This window comes from Secundilactobacillus hailunensis (assembly GCF_005405185.1).
Classification (GTDB): domain Bacteria; phylum Bacillota; class Bacilli; order Lactobacillales; family Lactobacillaceae; genus Secundilactobacillus; species Secundilactobacillus hailunensis.
In genome coordinates this window covers 1-18,323 of record NZ_BJDO01000046.1, presented here as the reverse complement: position 1 = coordinate 18,323, position 18,323 = coordinate 1, and the positions used below count along the sequence as shown (strand labels likewise).

Here is an 18,323-nt window from a genome sequence, read left to right as displayed (position 1 = left end):
AAGGAGACTGAGTGGGAAATGACGAAAAAGCAACGGCAACACCAAACTCGAAACCGGCATGAAGATGGGGGCATGCACTTGTAATCACAAAATTAGCGATTGGTTAATTGGAATGAATGGCAGCCCTTTATACACCTTGCTATTAAGACAAAACGGGGTGCGCGGGGTGTACTCGATTGGTCGAGTACAGACGCCAACTTTGTATATGGTTTATCAAAGAGACCAGGCAATCAAAAACTTTAAGCCGGAACCCTATTTTGAACTAAATGCTGAAATTCTTGCTAATCAGCAAAAATTCGTCGCAAAATTAGACTCCTATCAGCGATTTAAAGATGAAACAGGACTAATAACATTCATGCAAGCTAAGCGCGTTCAGAAAGGCTCACAGGCCGGTTTAATCAAGGACGTCCAAAAACAAGACAAAAAGCGTGCTAGTCCCCAACTATTCTCACTATCCAGTCTGCAAAGTGCCATGAATAAACGGTATCATGGCAGTGCAGCCATTAAGCAACAAATCGATCACCAACAGCAAGCGCAAAAAGCCGCCGAAGTATTCTTAGAAACACCGCAAGCGACCGTTTTAAATAAACAGAAGTTTTACATTGTGAAGCCCAAGCAAGGTGAAGATTTTACCTTACCTAAGAAATGGAGTAGCAAGACGCTCGGGAAGACCGCAATTAAAGCGTTAGTTACCAAGGGTGAAACCAGCAAATTAAAGGGTTTCAAGAGCAAAAAGGGGAAGTCGTTTGACGCCAAGTTAAAGCTTGACGGCCATAAATTAAGTTTTGATTTTGATTAGAACCTGCCTACCGCCCTTCACGTTGTTCCGGTTGGTGAACCCGTCATTTAGGTTCACTTTTATAAAGCCAAAAGTAAACCTAAACAACGGGTGAGATTAGCAAAGCAAAGGAGATCATAAAATGGATAATAAATTAGAAGTCATTGGGAGTGAATTACCAGTTTTGCAGGCTAAAGGAACCTACAAGTATCTAAAAGAAATCACTGGTAACGGAGCCTATTATCAAGTGGCTTGGCAAAAATTGTCTGACGGTTACGTTGCCCTTTATGGCACGACCTCAATTCAAACAAAAGTGGCTCCCATACTGAATGATATTTTTGAAGATGAGGAGGGGTAACTTATGCCAAATAAAGCAGATGTTAAGGCTTGGAAAGCACAATTAGTCGCCCAGGCTGAACAGCAAATCCTAAAATTAACTGATAGTGACCAATTTAAAAAGTATCTCAATACCCTGGCTAAATTTCATCGTTATAGCGCCAGAAACATTGATTTAATTTATGCGCAAAATTCTCAAGCCACTCAAGTCGCCGGTTTTAAGCAATGGCAGAAGGCTTTTAACCGCACCGTCAACCGGGGCGCAAAAGCGATTCGGATTGCGGCTCCGATCATTAAGAAGCTAACACCAGCCGAGCAGAAGCATCTTGATACCACCGATGAGCGCGCCATTGTCGGTTATCGCTATCTACCCGTCTTTGATGTGGCACAAACTAGCGGTGAACCAGTGTTAAGTGCTAAAGACTTTGTCAAAGAAAATTTGGCCGATCATCAGAATGTGACAAGCTTATATAACGCGTTCAAAGATTATTTAAACCAGCAAACCGACCTTAAAGTCAGTGAAGTGCCTTTAGCGACGCTAAAGGGGGCTAAGGGGTATTTTCAACCCAGCACTAATGAAATCGTCATTGGTGGCAATGAGCCCGACAATGCTTTGAAACTAAAGACGTTATACCACGAATATGCGCATAGCCAGCTACACGGCTTAAAATCAGCCTTTAAAGATCGGCCACGAGCCTATCAGAAAACCCAGGCCGAAGCGGTTGCGTATGTTGCCATGCAAAATATTGGCGTTGATACCAGTAACTACTCACTTGGTTATGTGGCTACCTGGGCTAAAGATAAAGCGGTGATCCATAGTGCTTTAAGTGAAATCCAGCAAGTGAGCAACAAAGTGATTGAGCTTAGCGATGGCTTAACCAAACAATTAGGCTTACAAGAAGCCCAAAAAGAGCCTGAGCATGATCTAAAAAAGTTATCAGCCCATGATCTTAATAAGTCCTACCAAAGCTTGCAACAACAAGTTCAGCAAGCAACGAGTCCACAACAAAAGTTAGGGCTAAAAAATAAGTTAAATGATGTACACCATGAAACCAGTAATCGAACGCAAAAACAACTGAAAGCATTTGCTAAAAAGAATCCAGAAATTAAACAACCAGATTCTGAACCCGATCAAAGTCTAAAACGTTAGCCAGTTTTTAAAGGGCATGCTATAATGTAATAGAAAAAGGAAGCCCTGCTGAAGACAGGACTTCCCATGCAAGCCGCTTCAAAGGCGGTGGCGAAGCTAATAAGACAGCATTAAGCTACCCTGTAACCTACCAAAGTTACGCAGGGCGGCTTTTTTATTTGTGGTGCTTGTCGATATAGCTGAGTAGCGCGATTAAAAACGTGCCAAACAGCAACATCAACGAGAGTGTCTGGAAGACGCTCATTGACTGTGAAACCTTCCTGAAGATTATTCCATGTTCCCATGGGCCTCACCTCGCAAGGGAAAAGACAGCCACCGCCCTTAAAACTTCCTGCGTAATCTATTATACAGGTGAATTAAGTATTGACCAAGAACAATAAAAATTAAGTCATGGAGTTTCATAGGATCCTAAATTTGATTAAATTAAGCTCAGCAAAACATCTTTTGTAAATACCCTTTTTTTAGTTCCTGGAGTTTTTCAATCTTACGCTGATGAAGAGCGATAGTGTCATCTAACTCTTTGAAGAACGAACCGATTTTTTGCTGTTCTTCATAACTTGGAACAGCAACACTCACACTGTTAATTACAGTTTTCGATAAACTAGGTACACCAGTAGATTCATCAAATTTTTTCCAATTTATTTTTTTAAAAATAGATAGTGAAAATTGAAGGTCAATATTTTGTTTAGGAACAGCGTAAAACAAGGTGTCGACAGTCCAAAAAGGCGCTTTTAATAAATAAGGCTTATCAATTGTACCTTTTCTTCCAATCCCAATAGCATCTATATCTGAGAGTGCTCTATCTACACTTAGCATATATCCACCAGTTCCATAGACAGGTATCGATCCTGAATTCAGATGTTTGTAGTCTTTTCCAGACTTAACATCAATAAAATCAGCAAACTTACGCTCTTCCCAGTCGTCAGCAAACCCTGTCAACCTTATCAGGCTGACATCGAGATAATTCATAAGAAATTGTTGACGGTGATCGGTTCAGCCGAACGCCCATTTGGATATTGGACAGCCCTAGTTCACAAAAGGTTTCAATTTTAATTCGTTCGGAATAGGTTATACTAGACAAAAGATCAGCTCCTAAAAGATGGGTTTGTGGTAAACACCATTTTAAAGGAAGCTGATCTTTTTTGTCCGAACAGCGTTCGGATTAATTTTACAATCTACCATTTAACCATGATTACTTCTGTTGGCCTTTCAATACCGAATTCCAGAAAAGACGTGAATTCAAATCATCTTTCAAGGTTCCTGAACGGCGATTCTTTCTTTCAGTGGTTCTTGCAAATAAATTCTTCAAAGTCTTTGGCATAAAACATTCCTCCTTGGTCAATTCTATGAAGCTTATCAATCTTCTCTCTACTAAGTAGTAGAGCGCTACTGTCGACCAGGGAGATAGTAATATGCTTATAAAATTTACCAAAGCAAAGCCCCGACACGGATGACTTTTTCCGCCTCGGGATGTTGCTTGAAGGATGTTGCAGCTTTTGCTTTCAATGATTTTCAGAAAGTTATTTACGTGTTAACCACCTCGCTTGTTCGGATGAACCCGTATAAATGACAGCTTAGCAGGTCACGGTAAATTTAGTGTAAAAAGGCTGTACATAATATCCAAAAGGTGATAAATCAGTTCGCAAATTTCACCATTTAAAAACGCCTCAAAATAATACTAGCCACCACACAAGATATGCCGTTTACCACCCTTGGCAACGATGATATACTGTTGGAAGGGCTTACTAACCCTTAGAAAGTCGGGATTTTCCATGACACACACCCCAATCAAGATGACGTTTTTTTCGCAGCTTCATCCAGTAGCGCTCACGCTGTACTTTACTGAGCTGATCGTCTGCCTCCTGCTGTTTAATCACGTGGCGGTCGCGGTGGCTGAGTTCATCGCGCTCACGATCACAGCCACCTACTACCTTGGCGGCCGAAAGACGGCGCGCCAACTGAAATACGCCGTTTCATTTCTATTAATGATTCTATTTTTCAATACGCTCCTCAATCAAAAGTTTCCGCCGATTCTTTGGCATTTCAAATGGGGCATTCTGACGTTCAAATTTTCGTATCCGGCATTTCTGTACGGCATTGCGATGGCAATTGTCCTGATCGCAATGCTGTTTGTTTTTTCAGTCCTAAACGCGGTTCTGACCCCCAGCAAGCTGATCTACGTGTTCTCGCCGATTGCGCCCCGGCTGGCAGTACTGGTCACCATTTCGTTTACGCTGGTCACCAGCTTCACCGATAGGCTCAAACGGATTTTGCGCCTGCAAAAAACCCGCAACGTCGACGTGGTTAATGGATCATTGAAGACCCGCACCCAAAAGACGCTCCACATCTTCGAAATTCTTCTGCAGGACGCCCTGTCTTCTGCGATGGAAACCGCCAATTTAATGGACGCCCGCGGATTTGGCGCCGCCAAGCGGACCCACTACCGCTCGTATCACTGGCAGTTTAGTGACCTGCTGTTCATCACGATTGCCACCGTCATGCTAGTTACAACTATCGGCGTCCGGATTCTTTCAATGGGCACCAGTCGTTCAGTCGCCAATTTCACCACCATTTTTACGCCGGGCGATACTTGGCCCATCGTCGTCACGGCACTCCTATTCTTACTACCATTAATCTCAGAGGGGGTCTATCGTTCATGCAAAAATTAGCTACCGTGACCCATCTCACGTTCACCTATCCCGATCAATCAACCTCCGTTCTGGACGACGTCAACTTCACCATTGACCCCGGCGATTTTATTGTGATTGCCGGTAATACCGGCAGTGGCAAGACGACCCTGCTTAACCATTTGAAAAAGGAGCTCATGCCCAAAGGAGCCCGAACTGGTGACGTTCAAATTGCCGAAACACCGGTTGCTGACATGCCGAAGTTGGTGAGTGCCCAAACCGTCGGCTATGTGGCCCAAGATCCACAAACCCAGCCGGTGATGGCAACGGTGATCGAAGAACTGGCCTTCCCATTAGAAAATATTGGCTGTCCCAGCAATGAGATCGAACGCCGGATTACCGAACTGGCAAATTTCTTAGGTTTGGATCAAAACCTCGATCGCCAAATACATCAATTATCCGGCGGCCAGCTTCAGTTGGTAAACCTGGCTTCGGTTCTCATCTTGCGCCCAAAATTAATTTTACTGGACGAACCCACGTCCCAGTTGGATCCGCTGACCGCTCAGCATTTTCTCACCGTTTTAGGGCGGATTAATCAAGAATTAGGGATTACAATTATGTTGACTGAACACCGGCTGAGCACGGTAGCAGCCATGGCCAACCGGATGATTCTCCTGCAGGATCACCACCTGACCTTTGACGGTGATCCCCACAGCGGCTTGGCAAAAATGGCCACTGATGCCCACTTGACCTATTTCGTACCGTCAATTCCCAAGCTCTTCTTAGATCAACAGATTCGAACCTCCCAATTGCCGATTTCAGTAGCCGATGCCCAGTCGGCGATTCGGACTCACCATCTTCAATTTCAATCAGGGACGACCGGCGGCAAGGTTGCGCAATTACCCCCAGCCGAAAAACCAATTCTAACCGTCAATAACATTTCCTTTAGCTTCGACGGCCAACATAACGTCCTCCATCACCTGAACCTGGCGATTAATCCCGGTACGTGGTTGGCAATTATCGGCAAAAACGGCTCCGGCAAATCAACCCTGTTAACGCTGATTTGTGGACTAATGACGCCGCAGCACGGCAAAATTCGTTTCGTCCACCAGTTAGTTTGGAAAATGGCCATTAACCAGCGAATGGCCAAACTGGCATTTCTGTCGCAAACTCCTCGTCTCCAATTTACAGCCGATACCGTTCGTGAGGAGCTGGAAGTTCAGGCGGCTGAATTACGGTTGCCAGACGCTAAGGCCCAAGTTGACCATATGATTAATCAATTTCATTTGAACCGTATTGAGAAACAAAATCCATTTGACATTAGTGGCGGCCAACAACAGCTGGTTGGATTAGCAATCGCACTGATGGCGACCCCTGATCTGTTGGTTTTGGACGAGCCAACCAAGGGACTGGATCCCTACACCAAAATTCAGGTGGGCAACCTGCTGAAACAGTACCAACAAGCCGGTATGACCATTGTGATTGCCAGCCACGACATGGAATTCTGTGCTAAATTTGCCGACAAATGCACGTTTATGTTTGATGGCCATCTCAACACGCTGCTTGCCACGCAATCATTTTTTGCCGATAACTTTTTCTTCACCACGCCAATCAACCGGATTGCCCGTGATCAGGTTAAGGAGGCCCTACTGCCAGTCGATCTGAAGCTGGCGAACCATCCAGAAAGGGGGTGAGTGTTACTTGAAACAATCTTCGTTACTCAACCGGTATCGGTTATTAATTGCGTTACTGTTAATGTTTATTTTTCTGCTATTCATTGTCTTATTGAAGGGAAAGCACTACCTATTATTTAGCTTTATGTGCCTAATCTGTAGCCTTTTACCCGCGTACTGGCGCTTCGAACACGATCCAATCAGCACCCAAACGTTGATGTTTGTCGCCGTTTTGATCGCGTTGGCGGTTGCCACCCGGGTCCCACTGGGCGCCATTCCTGGTGTGCAGGGAGCCAGCTTCGTCGTAATTCTAAGCGGTGTCAGTCTCGGCCCGGAACTGGGCTTTATCACAGGATCTACCACGGCACTGGTTTCCAACATGTTTATGGGTCAAGGACCATGGACGCCTTGGCAGATGGTCGCCTGGGGCTTAATGGGGTTAACCGCTGGCCTCTTCATGAAGGCCCGATTGTCCCATAGTCTGATTTTTATGATCGTGTTTGCCTGCGTCTGGGGCTATTTGTTTGGCTGGATCATGGACCTCTGGTACGCCCTGGCCTACGTATCACCGCTGACCATCAAGAGTTTTATCTTGGCTTTTGCGGCCAGTTTCTTTCCATTTGACACGTTCCACGCAGCATCCAATGCCTTTCTCATCGCGCTATTTTATAAGCCATGGGAGAAGCTGTTTCACCGCTTAGTCACCAAATACAATATTTTACCGGATAAAAACCAATAGAAAAAGGATGGATTAATCAATGAAATTAACATCAAAGCTACTCATGATCTCTGCTTCAACCCTATTAGGATTTGGCAGTATCGCACCAGCCTTCACCGCCAATGCAGCCAGCGTTAAGACCGCCAGTCGTGCTTATCAAAATAGCAAGATCAAAGCCAACTACCGTTACGCGAAGAATCTGATGATTAAAAATAAGACCGGACTTTCCGGTCAAAGCAGTTCTATTTTTAGTAAGAAACTCAATCCTGATACTGGTGCGACTGCGGGGTACTCTGACCTTCTGTTAGGGCTCAAGGGAAACGGTTATAAATTTAATACCAAGGAAAAAACGTTGCTGCGAAAAAACTTGGTAATCAAAAAGACAACCCCTGCTGCAACAATGGCCAATGCCGTGATGGCTGTTCAGGCGATGGGGCTCAACGCTAGAGATTATAAGCCATATGGCCACAAAAAGGGAATCAATCTGGTAACCAAGTTGTACCGGACAAGTGTTTCCAAACAAACGACAAGTGCCCAGGCACAAGTGCTGATTGCCATTTCGATGAGCTCAAAGTTCAAGCAGCCAAAGGGAGCGAAGTTTAGCAAAGCAAGCTTGAGTGCTCGGCTAGTGAAAGCTCAATTAAATAATCACGGTTGGGCGTATAATAACCAACAAGGAGTTAGGGATGCCGACACGACCAGCATGGTTCTAACCGGTCTGGCTCGAGGAAAGGTTAATACAACTAACGTCAAGGACAGCTTGCTGAAGGGGCAAAAATTTCTTACTGGTATTGTGCAGCCCAGTGGTGCATTTGGCTACACGTTTAATGGCAAAACAACGCCAAATGCCAATTCAACCGCTGAAGCAATTATTGCCCTATCAAATGATTTTGGCATGAAGAAATATGTGAATAACACGGCGATGAAAACAAGTCAAACTAGGACGCCGCTTTATGCAATGCTGACCTATGTCAATAAATCCGGTTCAATTAAAAACGCAGCTACTCAGCTCTATGGTGTCGGTCAGGCAAATTTAGCGGTTGCCGCTTATAAAGCTGCTTTAAAGAATCGTTCAGTTTACACAATTAATTAATCGCCAAATTTTGAGTGAGAGGTGACAAAACAATATGAAAAAAGCAATTGGCTTCATTCTTGCGTTCATTCTCACAATTGGAATCGCTTTTGGTGCCCAACAGGTGATTTCATCGAGAGACGCAGCCCCTAAGCCGACAACTTCTAAACAAGTGACTTCTTCAAGTTCAAGTCATCTTAAACAGCCAAGTCACCAGCAAAAAGCAAAGGGTGCAAGCAAAGCAAAACCAAAAGCAGATAGGCGGGCTCAAAAAACAGCCAACAAGCCCCAAACTGCTAGTTCTCAATCAAGCACAAGCCCTAATCGGACAACCGGATCCAGTGCAAAGGCAAGTCCTAACAAGGTCGCTAAAACTAAGCGGTCAAATGCCCCTAAATCTGATAAGCTGGGTAAAATTAACCACAAAGCAGAAACCAAGGTGGTTCAGGATACGCATCATGCGGCTAAAAAGTCGTCTAATGCTAAGAATACAATTCAAATCCATTTAACGGTTGATGGATACAAAAAAGTTTTCTATTCGAAGCGGATGCGTGTTAAAAAGGGCGCCAACGCGTTTTCGATTTTAAAGCAAACGAACCTGAAGATTAGTTATATTCCGGGCCCCTCCGTTTACGTGAACGGCATTAACGGCCTCAAGGAAAATGACGTTAAGGCCGGTTCCGGTTGGATGTTCAGTGTTAACAAGAAATTTATTGACCATGCTGCAAACTTAACGAAGCTTAAGAGTGGGGACAACGTTCGTTGGTACTTTACAACGGAGGGGTATTAACTGATTAGATCCCGCTAATATTGATTCAAACAAAGCGACTGCTGCCAAAGGGAGGGATATATTCCTTTGGCGGTGGCCGCTTTTAATGATTATTCTCTTTTAGAGCTTTCTCCAAAAAATGCCGAAAAATTTTGGACAATTCTCCAAACATAAATGGCGAAAAAGAGGTTATATTCCTTTGATAAGGGATCACTCGATAATCCGGGGGAATTTTTGAGTGGTAACCAAGCTATTTTTCTAGAGGGAGTTGTTTTTTATGAATAAATTGAATCAATTACTAATAATTGCAGCGGCTTCAGTGGGGGCTTCATTTTTATTATTGACAGGGGTTCTAATGCCAGCTTTTGCTGCCACCAGCCCCACTTCCACGACCCAAACATCACCGATCACAACTATTGCCACTCAAGACCAAGCAGAGGACAATAACAGCGGCATCCTTGACGGAGGTGTCACTTGGCAAATTGCGAACGATACCTTGACGATTAGTGGTGGAACCATTGGGTCTAGAATTTTTGGTGTTGGAAAGTATTTCCATTCCAAAAGTACTAGGCCCTTTTTGATAACAAAAAAAGGCATCTAAGCCTCCCTAGTGCTATGCTTTAAGCGACGAAACTCAACAGTTGTGGCCTCTTTTTTGATACTGTATAATTAAAGGGTTAGAACCGTGTCATTACTTAATGACATAAGTAAGGAGATAAAAAGATGAAATATGGCTATGCGCGGGTCAGTACCACTGATCAAAAATTAGCAAATCAAATTGAGTTACTAAAATTGGCAGGAGCAGAAAAAATCTTTCAAGAAAAGTTTACCGGCACAACTACCGAACGACCGGAGTTTCAAAAACTGTTGCGCGTTCTAAAAACAGGCGATACTTTGATTGTCACTAAGTTGGATCGGTTTGCGCGGAACACACGCGAGGCCTTAGCCATTATCCAAGAGTTGTTTAAAGAAAATGTCAAAGTTAACATTTTGAATATGGGCTTAATTGACAATACGCCGACTGGCCAACTAGTCTTTACAATATTTAGCGCCTTTGCGCAGTTTGAACGCGATATGATTGTCACGCGCACACAAGAAGGTAAAGTGTATGCCAAGCAACATGATCCGTTGTTTCGGGAAGGGCGACCGAAAACGTATTCTGAGGAACAAATCAGATTTGCCTACGAGTTACGAAAACAAGGCATGACCTATAAAATGATTGAACGAAAGACGGGGATTAGTAAACGCACGCAACAGCGACGATTTAAATTAGTTAAAAACAATATATTTTAAAACTGTTTACACCATACCAAAAGGGGCTTCGAATACGAGGCCCCTTTTAGATTTAGCTAGTAATCCGTATTAAAGTTAATGGCTAGCTCCCAGTTCAACTTTTTAATGGCTTACGATCTGTCAACAAAGCAATTGGTGACAGAATCAAAACAATCACCGCTCCTACTAAGTAGGTATGACTGAAGGCCTGGCTGATCTGTCGATTCTTAGTATGCTTAATTTTTCTCAAAGCTGTCGTTAAAGCTTCTTTTTGTGCCAATTGTTTGAGACCTACTAACAATTTTTTCTGACCCTGGCTTATTTTCTGATTACCCAAATTAATTTTTTGAGAAGCTATTGACAGTTTAGATATAGCGGTATTTTGATTTTCTAACTTGGTTAAGGTAAGTGCTAGTTGCTGGTTACCCGCTTTTAAGTTGTCAGTAGCTAGTGCTAACTTCTTCTGGGCTTGGTAGACCTGGTGAAGATCGGTTCCCTTTTGGGGCTATGGTAAATCAACTTGAGATTTGGCCGCTTGTTTAAGGGCACGTCTTAGGTTCGTCTGTTTGTTTTTAGTTGTTAATTTGGCTGATCCAGTAGTGGAAAATAGGCTGTTCAATTGTTGATGAGCCACTTTCTTTACAATCTACCATATAAACGCATTCTCGTGCATTGTTTGCTTATACGTGTATATAGTTGTCAAATACGTGCTATGATTGTGTATGTCCTAAATGGACACAAGCAACGCTCCTAAGCAAAGCCTGTATGTACTGATTTCAGAAAAGCCCTCTATTCCGCATAATAGAGGACTTTTTTGTGTGCATTCTGCTTAATTTAAACGGACAAGTATACGTCTAAAAGCTGAACGTGTTGTCTGAGAGTGTGATATTATTTTCCCCTAGTTCGGGCGTCTCTACTCTCCAGAATATCTAATTGAAAAGTAAATTTTCGCTTGTCTTCAGCGTCTAAAGAATCAATGAGATAGTCTAATGCGTTATCAATGGCATCTTTTTGAGATTTATATAGACCAATTCCAGATAAAGCTTCCGCTTTATTCTTAATATGGTTGTTGATTCTAACGTTAGCATAAAAAGTAACAGAATCTGCAACACTTTTTCCCGGTTTTGATGGTTTGCCATTATTACTTTTAAGATCATCTGTAGTAAAGGTGTTTTTGGGTTTGATATCTTGTCCACGATCAAGTGGGTCCGTCTTTGGTTGTTTTTTTAGATTGGGATTGTTTAATAATCCGCTCATTCCTATTCACCAGCCATTCTGCTAAATATTTCATCAGTAACGTTGGAGTATACGTCTTGAACTGCTTTATCAAACTGATCTTTAAATGTCACCCCGGTTACATCATATCGTTTTAAGCGTTCCATATTTTTAATTGTTATGTCAAAAATATTTTCTTTACCAAATATATCAATTGCTTTAGCTAAGGTGCTCTTATCGACAGGGGCACCATTTTTCAGCAAAACCGGCAATATTCCTAGTAAATCTAATGTCGGAGCGTGGAATTCATTGATAATTTGATCTTGCATGTATTTGATGAATGCCTGGGCACCCTGAAGCGATCTTTCCTGAGTTTGAAGAACGACAATCGCGTAGTCTGTCATATATAATGCGGTATCTGTGATTAGGCTAATTGTAGGTGGAACGTCTACCAACAAGTAGTCATAGTCATCTTTCCACGGATTTATTAAGGTAGACAAGTATTTTACACGATCGGTGTAGTCAGAAATTATATTCTCCATATATCTAGGATATAAAGAAAAGTCAGCTGAGGATGGAAGAATATCTAAATTTTGGATTACGTTGATGATAGCTGGTTTGAGGTTTTTGTTTTTAATTGCGGTCATCAAGGTTTCATCAAAAGAAGTTACTTCACCGCCGACGTTATTTTTAGTTTTTAAATATAAATTAGTGGCGTTAGCTTGAGGATCCAAATCTATTAATAGTGTTTTATACCCACGACGTGCCAACTCGATACCAGTCATTGTACTATTAGTCGTCTTGCCAGTCCCGCCTTTAAAGTTTGAAAATGTTATGACTTTGCTATCCAAAATATCACCTCATAAATATGTAGTGTAATGCTCTTAAAGCATAGCACAAAAATTAGTACATGTATACAAATACAAGTGTGTAAAAGTAAAAATGTATACATGAGCTCTATGTAGACTGCAATAGAGGCGTTTTGAATGAGTATACAAATACTAATTTTTACATTAGTATTTGTACTAATGTAAAAATGTATACATTTTTTTAAAAAAGTGTTGATTTCTTTTATTGAGAGAAATACAATTGTACTTGTAAGTGAATACAAAAAAACACCCACCGACGGGAATCGGTGAGCGCCACATAAAAGTCATCGTTATTTAATGACTATTATATCATGGCCGGTGCGATTTTTAAAGCCCTAGGGGACAAGCTGGGGTCTAAATCCAAGGGGACACGTTTGCCAGTGCGACTTCAATAAGTCTGGCTATACCACAACAAGGTTATCTGTACGGCTGGGTGGTGAATGGTGAGCGCGACCATTAACGGCGCGGGTGGTAAAACGAAGCTTCGGCTTGGTGCCATTGATTAGTTGGTGATCGAACAAACATAAATACGTATCGTCAACGCCTACTAGGGCGTTTTTTAGTAGGTTAAACCGAAAACGTAGGTTTATAATGAGTGGTGGTAGCAATACCGCAATTGTACAGACAAGCGACGGGCGTTAACGACCGACGAACTAAGGGGAACCTTATCGTAGAATTGTACTCTGGTTCAGTTATTCCAAATAGCTGTTTCTAGGGAACAATTCTGCACTCAAAACGTCACTCCCTCTAAACTGAATGGAAAACCGTAAACCGTCAAGACAAATTCGAAAGAAAAAAGAAAGTTGGTGTAATTATTGGAATGTAAGGATTACATTGTTCCATTGAATCCAGATGTGATCATTAAGAAGACAATCTACCGGAGTTCTGCAAGAATTACTGAGCGACAAAGGAACCAAGTGAAGAGAGTTTTGCGTAGTCAAGGGTATCAGGGAAGAATTAGTAGTATTCGATACACTCGAGTAAATTACAAGTATTCATTTAAAGTATCAGTGAAGTATCGGGGAAGTGTTGGCAAATTTTTGGTTAATACAAAGAATGAGACAGTTGAATTTAAGGGAATGGTCTAGGAGTAATACCAGTAAATTTCACAAAATTTCTTTCCCCAATTAGAGCCAATCTGCGACCTATACTACTTCTTTTTTGGACAAGTTCACAATCGAAAAATAACGGAATGTGGAAGTACCGCGGTGAATGTGGGTTACTTGGGATAAGCTGCTTTATGTAAAGTAGAAATTGGTATATAAAAAAAGACCATCCAAAGAAGAGTTGGGGGGACCTTCTTAGATGGTCTTTTTAAGAATGGAATGTCAGGACGAGATTAACCATAACACGGGAGTATCAGAAATTACAGAAACTTCTCAATGATATAGATAAGAAGGGTAACCTAAGAACGCCACTGGAACACTTAATTGTAACGGTAGATTGCAAGAAATAACTTGAACAAATTTAGTGACGCAGATTACGTAAAAAGATCTCAATCGGTGTTCGCCAGTTCAAACATTTGAGTGGTCGGGAATTCAAATACCAGTTAATTTGAATCAATTCATCATCAGTAATTTCATCAATTGGTTGACCTTTGGGAATGAAGCGGCGTAGTACTCGGTTGCGATTTTCATTACTGCCTCGTTCATGTGGCGAATAAGCATGCGCAAAGTACAGCGGAACACCGGTCTGCTCCTCAATCGAATTGTAGTTAGCGAATTCTTTCCCGTGGTCAACAGTAAGGGTCTTGAGATTATCTCCTAACTGGTTAGCCAATTCTAAAATAGCCTTGGTCATTGAAGTACTATCTCGTCCATTAAGCCGTTTAACGATGGTAAGCCGACTCTTACGCTCGACAAACGTAGCTACTGCTTGACCTTTACGTTTTCCAGATAAAACTGTATCAGCTTCGAAGTGACCTGAAGTATTACGATCAGAAATTTCAGCTGGACGATCTTCGATGGAACGTCCATGACTAAAAGTACCACGGGTTTCTTTAGCTCGTTTGCGACGAATACCATGGTCAGGTAAATCAGTCACATTAATATCCAGTAGTCCCTGATCAATCCAGTTATAGATGGTTTTGTAGGCAATTCTAACTACATGAGCCACTTGTTCAATTGACCATTTTTGAATCTTGATTTTTTCTTCAATCAATCGCTTTAGGTTAGTCGTTAAGATGGTTTTACGACCACGATGACTAAGTTTAACTTCATGGTCAGTTTGAGCCTTAACTGCGTGATACTCACCAGCTAAGCGATGAACCTCATTAAAGATAGTGGTTTTACTAAAGCCTAAATAATCGGCAATATATTGAAGTGAGTGCTTTTCATGATGAAGTGTTTCGATGACAACGCGGTCTTCAAATGATAAAATAGTGGTGTCCATAAAGGTCCTTCTTTCTAATGGAATGTTGTGGTGACACCATTAAGACCTTGATGGGTTTTCTGTCCACTAATATGTTCAACTTAAATTTTACAATCTACCGTAGCTTTTGCTTTACTAGGTATTATTATTGGTGCGGCTATTGGATCTTCAGAATTCTAACTAGATAGGTAACTAGTGATTTGAAGAGAATGGTCTAGGGTAAGTCCAAACGCTGATGACGGTAAAAGCTGAAGGAGTTATGGGAGGATATTATGAAGATAAAATCTGCGTTATCACTAGGTTTGATTAGTTTTGGATTATCCGTAGGGGGATTCACATACATAAATAACCCAAGAGTGGAGGCTTCTGTATGGCATAAGGGTACACCTAAGGTTTTACGATACAGTTTTATTACTAAGGGTGGCGGCGCAAAAATGAATTGGACATCATTTGACGGATATAAGCGGGGATTTGTTGTTGGATTAGGTGTTTGTATTGGGTTGTCATTATTTGGAGTACCTTCAACGGCACATGCTTATCATGTAGCATCATTTAAGTATTCCTCTAATATGAAAACCAACGTCCCAAAAGCACTTCATGGAACATGGTATATGGGAAAAGAGAAGGTTAAATTTACTGGGTATCATAAAACATCTGATGGTGATTTAAGAGTCATTACACAACATCAAGTAAATGAATACTGTTATGTTGGTCATAAGAATTTAAGGGCTAAAGCCTATTTTGATGGTCTATATAGCAAAAAGTATGGAAAGTATGGATTAGATTTTGGATTCCAGTACGTGCCAATCATTTTTAGTTACCATGGGCATAATCATAAGGGGTTAGATGTTACTGGTCATGACCCAGATGTTTTGTATACTAGAATTAAGTCTAAGAAACAGCTTTCGTTGAATGGGTATTTGGATACTCATAAGGTTAAATTAGTTCATCTTGGATTTTAATAATAACAACATAAGACAACTCTATACCTTTACGGGTACAGGGTTGTCTTATGTTGTTACGTGTGTGGTATAGTTAGATTAATATGAAAGGGGCGTTTTACCTTGTCTAAATGGATTAAGGGATTCGTTGTTGGATTAGGTGTTTGTATTGGGCTGTCATTATTCGAAATACCTTCAACGGCACATGCAAATTATGGGACTAAACTGACATATGGGTATAAAGTTCCTAAAGCACTTCATGGAAAATGGTATTTTGGAAACCAGAAAGCTGTATTTACTGGCACATATAAGAAGTATAGAACTGGTAAAGAGGTGATAACTAGACATTTGGTTAAAGGTACTTGCTATGCTAATGGTAAGCATTATCGTGTAAAACTTTATTATGATGGATTATATTATGGTCACTCTTTAGATTTTGGATGCCAGTACGTGCCAATCATTTTTAGTTACCATGGGCATAATCATAAGGGGTTAGATGTTACTGGTCATGACGCAGACGTTATATACACTAGAAAGAACTTTCATAACACATTATCGCTTAACAAGTATGGAAATCATCATAAGGTGAAACTGGTTCATTTTGGATTTTAGCATATGTAAAAAAGGCCATCCAAAGAAGGTAATTATGAGGGTATCTTCTTAGATGGTCTTTTTTTATGGATGTATTCCCCAAGATTGGCAATCCGCTGGGTTGAAGAAACCTTCCTGGGTCGATCTCGGTAATATTTATCGCTTTCCCAAAGTCGGGCTAAAGTTTAAAGAAATCGGTCATTTAAGTAAGCTAGATCAAAATAAAATTTTAGATTTTACGCTTGACCTAAAATCAAAAAGAAGAGGTAAGGGTCAAAAGATAATTCAACAGCGATCAAGTAAAAGGAAGCACAAAGAAAGCAAAGCAGAGCTTACACAAAGAATTCAAAAACAGTTAAAAGACTTTGCTAAACACAATCCAGAAGTTAAGCCAAAAAACAATCCTGAAAATAAAAACGATCGGCCTAGTTATTAGGTTGATCATTTTTTAATTTATCCGGTTTATGGGCGTTGACATAGTCAGCGAATGTTTTTAAAAGTTCTTCGGTTTGTTCGACCGAGAGGTTATTAGCTTGAAAGTACTTTTCTAATAAAGCCCCTTTTTGAATTAATCGGCGAGAACGGGCTTTTCGTGCTTGTCGATTTTCATAATACTTAGATTGGCGTAACTTAAAATCTTCCCGCTCAATTTTTTGTTTTAAACGCGCTTGTTGTTCAATTAGTTTTTCATATTGATTAGGCATGGAATTCCCCATCTCCTATGACTAATGATCTACGGGCTTTTCCTTTAAAAACTCGGATACTTTTTTGGATAAGGACTTGATATTGTCATTAGATAAATTAGCATAATCTAAATTGGCTTGACTGATGATTTGTTTACCTAGCCGTTGTTCAATCTTATTTTTTTCGTCCTTAATTTTTTGATTAAGGGCTTTTAATTTAGCTTCTTGTTTTTCTAAGTTACTTTGAGACATAACGATCCCTCCAATCATATTAGAAATAATCACCGAAACTATATCATATAAGAAACGTTAAGTCAAAGTATAAAATTTGAAATAGCGAAGCGGAAGGCATACACTAAGTTAAAGTTAAGAGAATCAGCAGACCGAGTAAAATGAGGTCAATGCGCACTTACACATAGAATAAATTCTATGTTGTACTAACCCCAAAAAATCTGTATTAGAAGTCGTCGATGTCGACAACAGAAGAAAACCCATAGAATCAAAGTAAAGAGGTGACTTACATGGCAATTTTTCATATGAGTTTTATTAATATTAGTGCTGGTAAAGGACGCAGTGCCATTGCCAGTGCCGCTTATAGAAGTGGTGAAAAATTATTTGATGATAAAGAAGGTCGCCGATATTTCTATGCCCGATCGGTAATTCCAGAAAGCTTTATTTTAACCCCGAAAAATGCACCAGAATGGGCCAGTGATCGAGAAAAATTATGGAATGAAGTTGAAAAGAACGATCGTAAATCAAACTCACGGTATGCAAAAGAATTTAACGTGGCTTTACCGATAGAATTAAGTGAATCCGAACAGAAAGAATTACTAACAAAATATGTGCAAGAAAATTTTGTCGATCAAGGTATGGTAGCTGACGTAGCAATTCATCGCGATCACCCAGACAATCCGCATGCACATGTGATGTTAACCAATCGCCCATTTAACCCCGATGGCAGTTGGGGATTAAAAGCAAAGACGCAGTACATTAAAGATGAAAATGGCAAGCAACTTTTAACCAAAAGCGGGTTTCCAAAACAAAGAAAAATTTGGTTGGTTGATTGGGATAAAAAGGAAAAAATTAATGAGTGGCGGCATAATTGGGCAACAAGTGTTAATCAGTCTTTAGCACAAAAAAATATTCCGGATCGGATTAGTGAAAAATCATTTGTGGAACAGGGAATAGCTGACACACCAATGCAACATGAGGGAATCAATAGCAAACGGCATGAAAGAAAAGCATTTAACCAACAAGTT

General features: G+C 41.0%; 21 protein-coding genes and 3 pseudogenes. 14 read left to right on the top strand and 10 right to left on the bottom strand.

What is annotated here, in order from left to right; genetic code table 11:
- Nucleotides 1-88 precede the first annotated feature (88 nt).
- The 3 genes and pseudogenes from FFM73_RS10235 to FFM73_RS10225 form a co-directional block, all read left to right on the top strand.
- Nucleotides 89-799, top strand: a pseudogene (locus FFM73_RS10235) (DNA topoisomerase); the annotation flags it as partial.
- 121 nt (nucleotides 800-920) lie between these two features.
- Complete coding sequence (locus FFM73_RS10230) at nucleotides 921-1,136, top strand: hypothetical protein (RefSeq protein WP_039106706.1); 216 nt, start codon at nucleotides 921-923, stop codon at nucleotides 1,134-1,136.
- 3 nt (nucleotides 1,137-1,139) lie between these two features.
- Nucleotides 1,140-2,264 carry an ArdC-like ssDNA-binding domain-containing protein gene (locus FFM73_RS10225; protein WP_137631636.1) on the top strand — a complete coding sequence of 375 codons (1,125 nt, stop codon included), beginning with the start codon at nucleotides 1,140-1,142 and terminating at the stop codon, nucleotides 2,262-2,264.
- Nucleotides 2,265-2,418: 154 nt separating this feature from the next.
- On the opposite strand, the gene FFM73_RS13130 is transcribed toward FFM73_RS10225, so the two are convergent.
- From FFM73_RS13130 to FFM73_RS13105, 4 genes and pseudogenes are all read right to left on the bottom strand, one after another.
- Nucleotides 2,419-2,481: a putative holin-like toxin gene (locus FFM73_RS13130; protein WP_222843308.1), complete on the bottom strand. Its 63-nt coding sequence runs from the start codon at nucleotides 2,479-2,481 to the stop codon at nucleotides 2,419-2,421.
- 212 nt (nucleotides 2,482-2,693) lie between these two features.
- Nucleotides 2,694-3,233: a restriction endonuclease subunit S gene (locus tag FFM73_RS10215; protein ID WP_137631635.1), complete on the bottom strand. Its 540-nt coding sequence runs from the start codon at nucleotides 3,231-3,233 to the stop codon at nucleotides 2,694-2,696.
- A pseudogene (locus FFM73_RS10210) lies at nucleotides 3,211-3,345 on the bottom strand (helix-turn-helix domain-containing protein); the annotation flags it as partial. The gene FFM73_RS10215 and the pseudogene FFM73_RS10210, both read right to left, overlap by 23 nt.
- Before the next feature lie 111 nt (nucleotides 3,346-3,456).
- A complete protein-coding gene (locus FFM73_RS13105; protein ID WP_013854969.1) occupies nucleotides 3,457-3,585 on the bottom strand; it encodes a hypothetical protein in 129 nt (42 codons plus the stop codon).
- Between the two features lie 451 nt (nucleotides 3,586-4,036).
- On the opposite strand from FFM73_RS13105, the gene FFM73_RS10200 reads away from it, so the two are divergent.
- The 7 genes from FFM73_RS10200 to FFM73_RS10170 all read left to right on the top strand — a co-directional run bounded on the left by FFM73_RS10200 (nucleotide 4,037) and on the right by FFM73_RS10170 (nucleotide 10,416).
- Nucleotides 4,037-4,933, top strand: a complete 897-nt coding sequence (locus FFM73_RS10200) for an energy-coupling factor transporter transmembrane component T (RefSeq protein WP_137631634.1) — start codon at nucleotides 4,037-4,039, stop codon at nucleotides 4,931-4,933.
- Nucleotides 4,921-6,585: an ABC transporter ATP-binding protein gene (locus FFM73_RS10195; protein ID WP_137631633.1), complete on the top strand. Its 1,665-nt coding sequence runs from the start codon at nucleotides 4,921-4,923 to the stop codon at nucleotides 6,583-6,585. The genes FFM73_RS10200 and FFM73_RS10195 overlap by 13 nt, the downstream gene beginning before the upstream one ends.
- A gap of 7 nt (nucleotides 6,586-6,592) precedes the next feature.
- On the top strand, nucleotides 6,593-7,303 hold the full coding sequence (locus FFM73_RS10190; RefSeq protein WP_003636323.1) for an ECF transporter S component: 711 nt from the start codon (nucleotides 6,593-6,595) through the stop codon (nucleotides 7,301-7,303).
- Between the two features lie 19 nt (nucleotides 7,304-7,322).
- Complete coding sequence (locus FFM73_RS10185; protein WP_137631632.1) at nucleotides 7,323-8,375, top strand: prenyltransferase/squalene oxidase repeat-containing protein; 1,053 nt, start codon at nucleotides 7,323-7,325, stop codon at nucleotides 8,373-8,375.
- 34 nt (nucleotides 8,376-8,409) lie between these two features.
- Nucleotides 8,410-9,144 (top strand): DUF4430 domain-containing protein, encoded by a 735-nt coding sequence (locus FFM73_RS10180; protein WP_068807716.1) that lies wholly within the window; start codon nucleotides 8,410-8,412, stop codon nucleotides 9,142-9,144.
- A 256-nt stretch (nucleotides 9,145-9,400) separates the two neighbouring features.
- A complete protein-coding gene (locus FFM73_RS10175) occupies nucleotides 9,401-9,724 on the top strand; it encodes a hypothetical protein (protein ID WP_137631631.1) in 324 nt (107 codons plus the stop codon).
- 122 nt (nucleotides 9,725-9,846) lie between these two features.
- Nucleotides 9,847-10,416, top strand: coding sequence for a recombinase family protein (locus FFM73_RS10170; protein WP_024855672.1), 570 nt, complete (start codon nucleotides 9,847-9,849; stop codon nucleotides 10,414-10,416).
- A gap of 94 nt (nucleotides 10,417-10,510) precedes the next feature.
- On the opposite strand, the gene FFM73_RS10165 is transcribed toward FFM73_RS10170, so the two are convergent.
- The 4 genes from FFM73_RS10165 to FFM73_RS10140 form a co-directional block, all read right to left on the bottom strand.
- On the bottom strand, nucleotides 10,511-10,675 hold the full coding sequence (locus FFM73_RS10165) for an MFS transporter (protein ID WP_089122107.1): 165 nt from the start codon (nucleotides 10,673-10,675) through the stop codon (nucleotides 10,511-10,513).
- A gap of 608 nt (nucleotides 10,676-11,283) precedes the next feature.
- The gene (locus FFM73_RS10160) at nucleotides 11,284-11,652 is read right to left on the bottom strand and encodes a DUF5388 domain-containing protein (protein ID WP_020090532.1); all 369 of its coding nucleotides are present in this window, start codon (nucleotides 11,650-11,652) and stop codon (nucleotides 11,284-11,286) included.
- A gap of 2 nt (nucleotides 11,653-11,654) precedes the next feature.
- The gene (locus FFM73_RS10155) at nucleotides 11,655-12,461 is read right to left on the bottom strand and encodes a ParA family protein (protein ID WP_010010558.1); all 807 of its coding nucleotides are present in this window, start codon (nucleotides 12,459-12,461) and stop codon (nucleotides 11,655-11,657) included.
- A gap of 1,485 nt (nucleotides 12,462-13,946) precedes the next feature.
- Entirely contained in the window at nucleotides 13,947-14,870 is a 924-nt protein-coding gene (locus tag FFM73_RS10140; RefSeq protein WP_137631630.1) for an IS30 family transposase, read from the bottom strand.
- A gap of 251 nt (nucleotides 14,871-15,121) precedes the next feature.
- On the opposite strand from FFM73_RS10140, the gene FFM73_RS10135 reads away from it, so the two are divergent.
- The 3 genes and pseudogenes from FFM73_RS10135 to FFM73_RS10125 form a co-directional block, all read left to right on the top strand.
- Nucleotides 15,122-15,811: a hypothetical protein gene (locus tag FFM73_RS10135; RefSeq protein WP_137631629.1), complete on the top strand. Its 690-nt coding sequence runs from the start codon at nucleotides 15,122-15,124 to the stop codon at nucleotides 15,809-15,811.
- 102 nt (nucleotides 15,812-15,913) lie between these two features.
- On the top strand, nucleotides 15,914-16,402 hold the full coding sequence (locus tag FFM73_RS10130) for a hypothetical protein (RefSeq protein ID WP_137631628.1): 489 nt from the start codon (nucleotides 15,914-15,916) through the stop codon (nucleotides 16,400-16,402).
- Nucleotides 16,403-16,481: 79 nt separating this feature from the next.
- A pseudogene (locus FFM73_RS10125) lies at nucleotides 16,482-16,817 on the top strand (hypothetical protein); the annotation flags it as partial.
- On the opposite strand, the gene FFM73_RS10120 reads toward FFM73_RS10125, so the two are convergent.
- Both FFM73_RS10120 and FFM73_RS10115 read right to left on the bottom strand, forming a co-directional pair.
- On the bottom strand, nucleotides 16,807-17,085 hold the full coding sequence (locus tag FFM73_RS10120) for a hypothetical protein (protein WP_003680647.1): 279 nt from the start codon (nucleotides 17,083-17,085) through the stop codon (nucleotides 16,807-16,809). The pseudogene FFM73_RS10125 and the gene FFM73_RS10120 sit on opposite strands and share 11 nt — an antisense overlap.
- Before the next feature lie 21 nt (nucleotides 17,086-17,106).
- On the bottom strand, nucleotides 17,107-17,334 hold the full coding sequence (locus FFM73_RS10115) for a hypothetical protein (RefSeq protein WP_081081202.1): 228 nt from the start codon (nucleotides 17,332-17,334) through the stop codon (nucleotides 17,107-17,109).
- 251 nt (nucleotides 17,335-17,585) lie between these two features.
- On the opposite strand from FFM73_RS10115, the gene mobQ reads away from it, so the two are divergent.
- The coding region (mobQ, locus tag FFM73_RS10110) for a MobQ family relaxase (RefSeq protein ID WP_171001274.1) at nucleotides 17,586-18,323 on the top strand (738 nt) is incomplete at its 3' end.

Bases quoted from the DNA above. Each gene is read 5' to 3' on its own strand.
- FFM73_RS10230 (WP_039106706.1), top strand. From the start codon at position 921: ATGGATAATAAATTAGAAGTCATTGGGAGTGAATTACCAGTTTTGCAG.
- FFM73_RS10225 (WP_137631636.1), top strand. From the start codon at position 1,140: ATGCCAAATAAAGCAGATGTTAAGGCTTGGAAAGCACAATTAGTCGCC.
- FFM73_RS10215 (WP_137631635.1), bottom strand. From the start codon at position 3,233: ATGAATTATCTCGATGTCAGCCTGATAAGGTTGACAGGGTTTGCTGAC.
- FFM73_RS13105 (WP_013854969.1), bottom strand. From the start codon at position 3,585: ATGCCAAAGACTTTGAAGAATTTATTTGCAAGAACCACTGAAAGAAAG.
- FFM73_RS10200 (WP_137631634.1), top strand. From the start codon at position 4,037: ATGACACACACCCCAATCAAGATGACGTTTTTTTCGCAGCTTCATCCA.
- FFM73_RS10195 (WP_137631633.1), top strand. From the start codon at position 4,921: ATGCAAAAATTAGCTACCGTGACCCATCTCACGTTCACCTATCCCGAT.
- FFM73_RS10185 (WP_137631632.1), top strand. From the start codon at position 7,323: ATGAAATTAACATCAAAGCTACTCATGATCTCTGCTTCAACCCTATTA.
- FFM73_RS10180 (WP_068807716.1), top strand. From the start codon at position 8,410: ATGAAAAAAGCAATTGGCTTCATTCTTGCGTTCATTCTCACAATTGGA.
- FFM73_RS10175 (WP_137631631.1), top strand. From the start codon at position 9,401: ATGAATAAATTGAATCAATTACTAATAATTGCAGCGGCTTCAGTGGGG.
- FFM73_RS10170 (WP_024855672.1), top strand. From the start codon at position 9,847: ATGAAATATGGCTATGCGCGGGTCAGTACCACTGATCAAAAATTAGCA.
- FFM73_RS10160 (WP_020090532.1), bottom strand. From the start codon at position 11,652: ATGAGCGGATTATTAAACAATCCCAATCTAAAAAAACAACCAAAGACG.
- FFM73_RS10140 (WP_137631630.1), bottom strand. From the start codon at position 14,870: ATGGACACCACTATTTTATCATTTGAAGACCGCGTTGTCATCGAAACA.
- FFM73_RS10135 (WP_137631629.1), top strand. From the start codon at position 15,122: ATGAAGATAAAATCTGCGTTATCACTAGGTTTGATTAGTTTTGGATTA.
- FFM73_RS10120 (WP_003680647.1), bottom strand. From the start codon at position 17,085: ATGCCTAATCAATATGAAAAACTAATTGAACAACAAGCGCGTTTAAAA.
- FFM73_RS10115 (WP_081081202.1), bottom strand. From the start codon at position 17,334: ATGATTGGAGGGATCGTTATGTCTCAAAGTAACTTAGAAAAACAAGAA.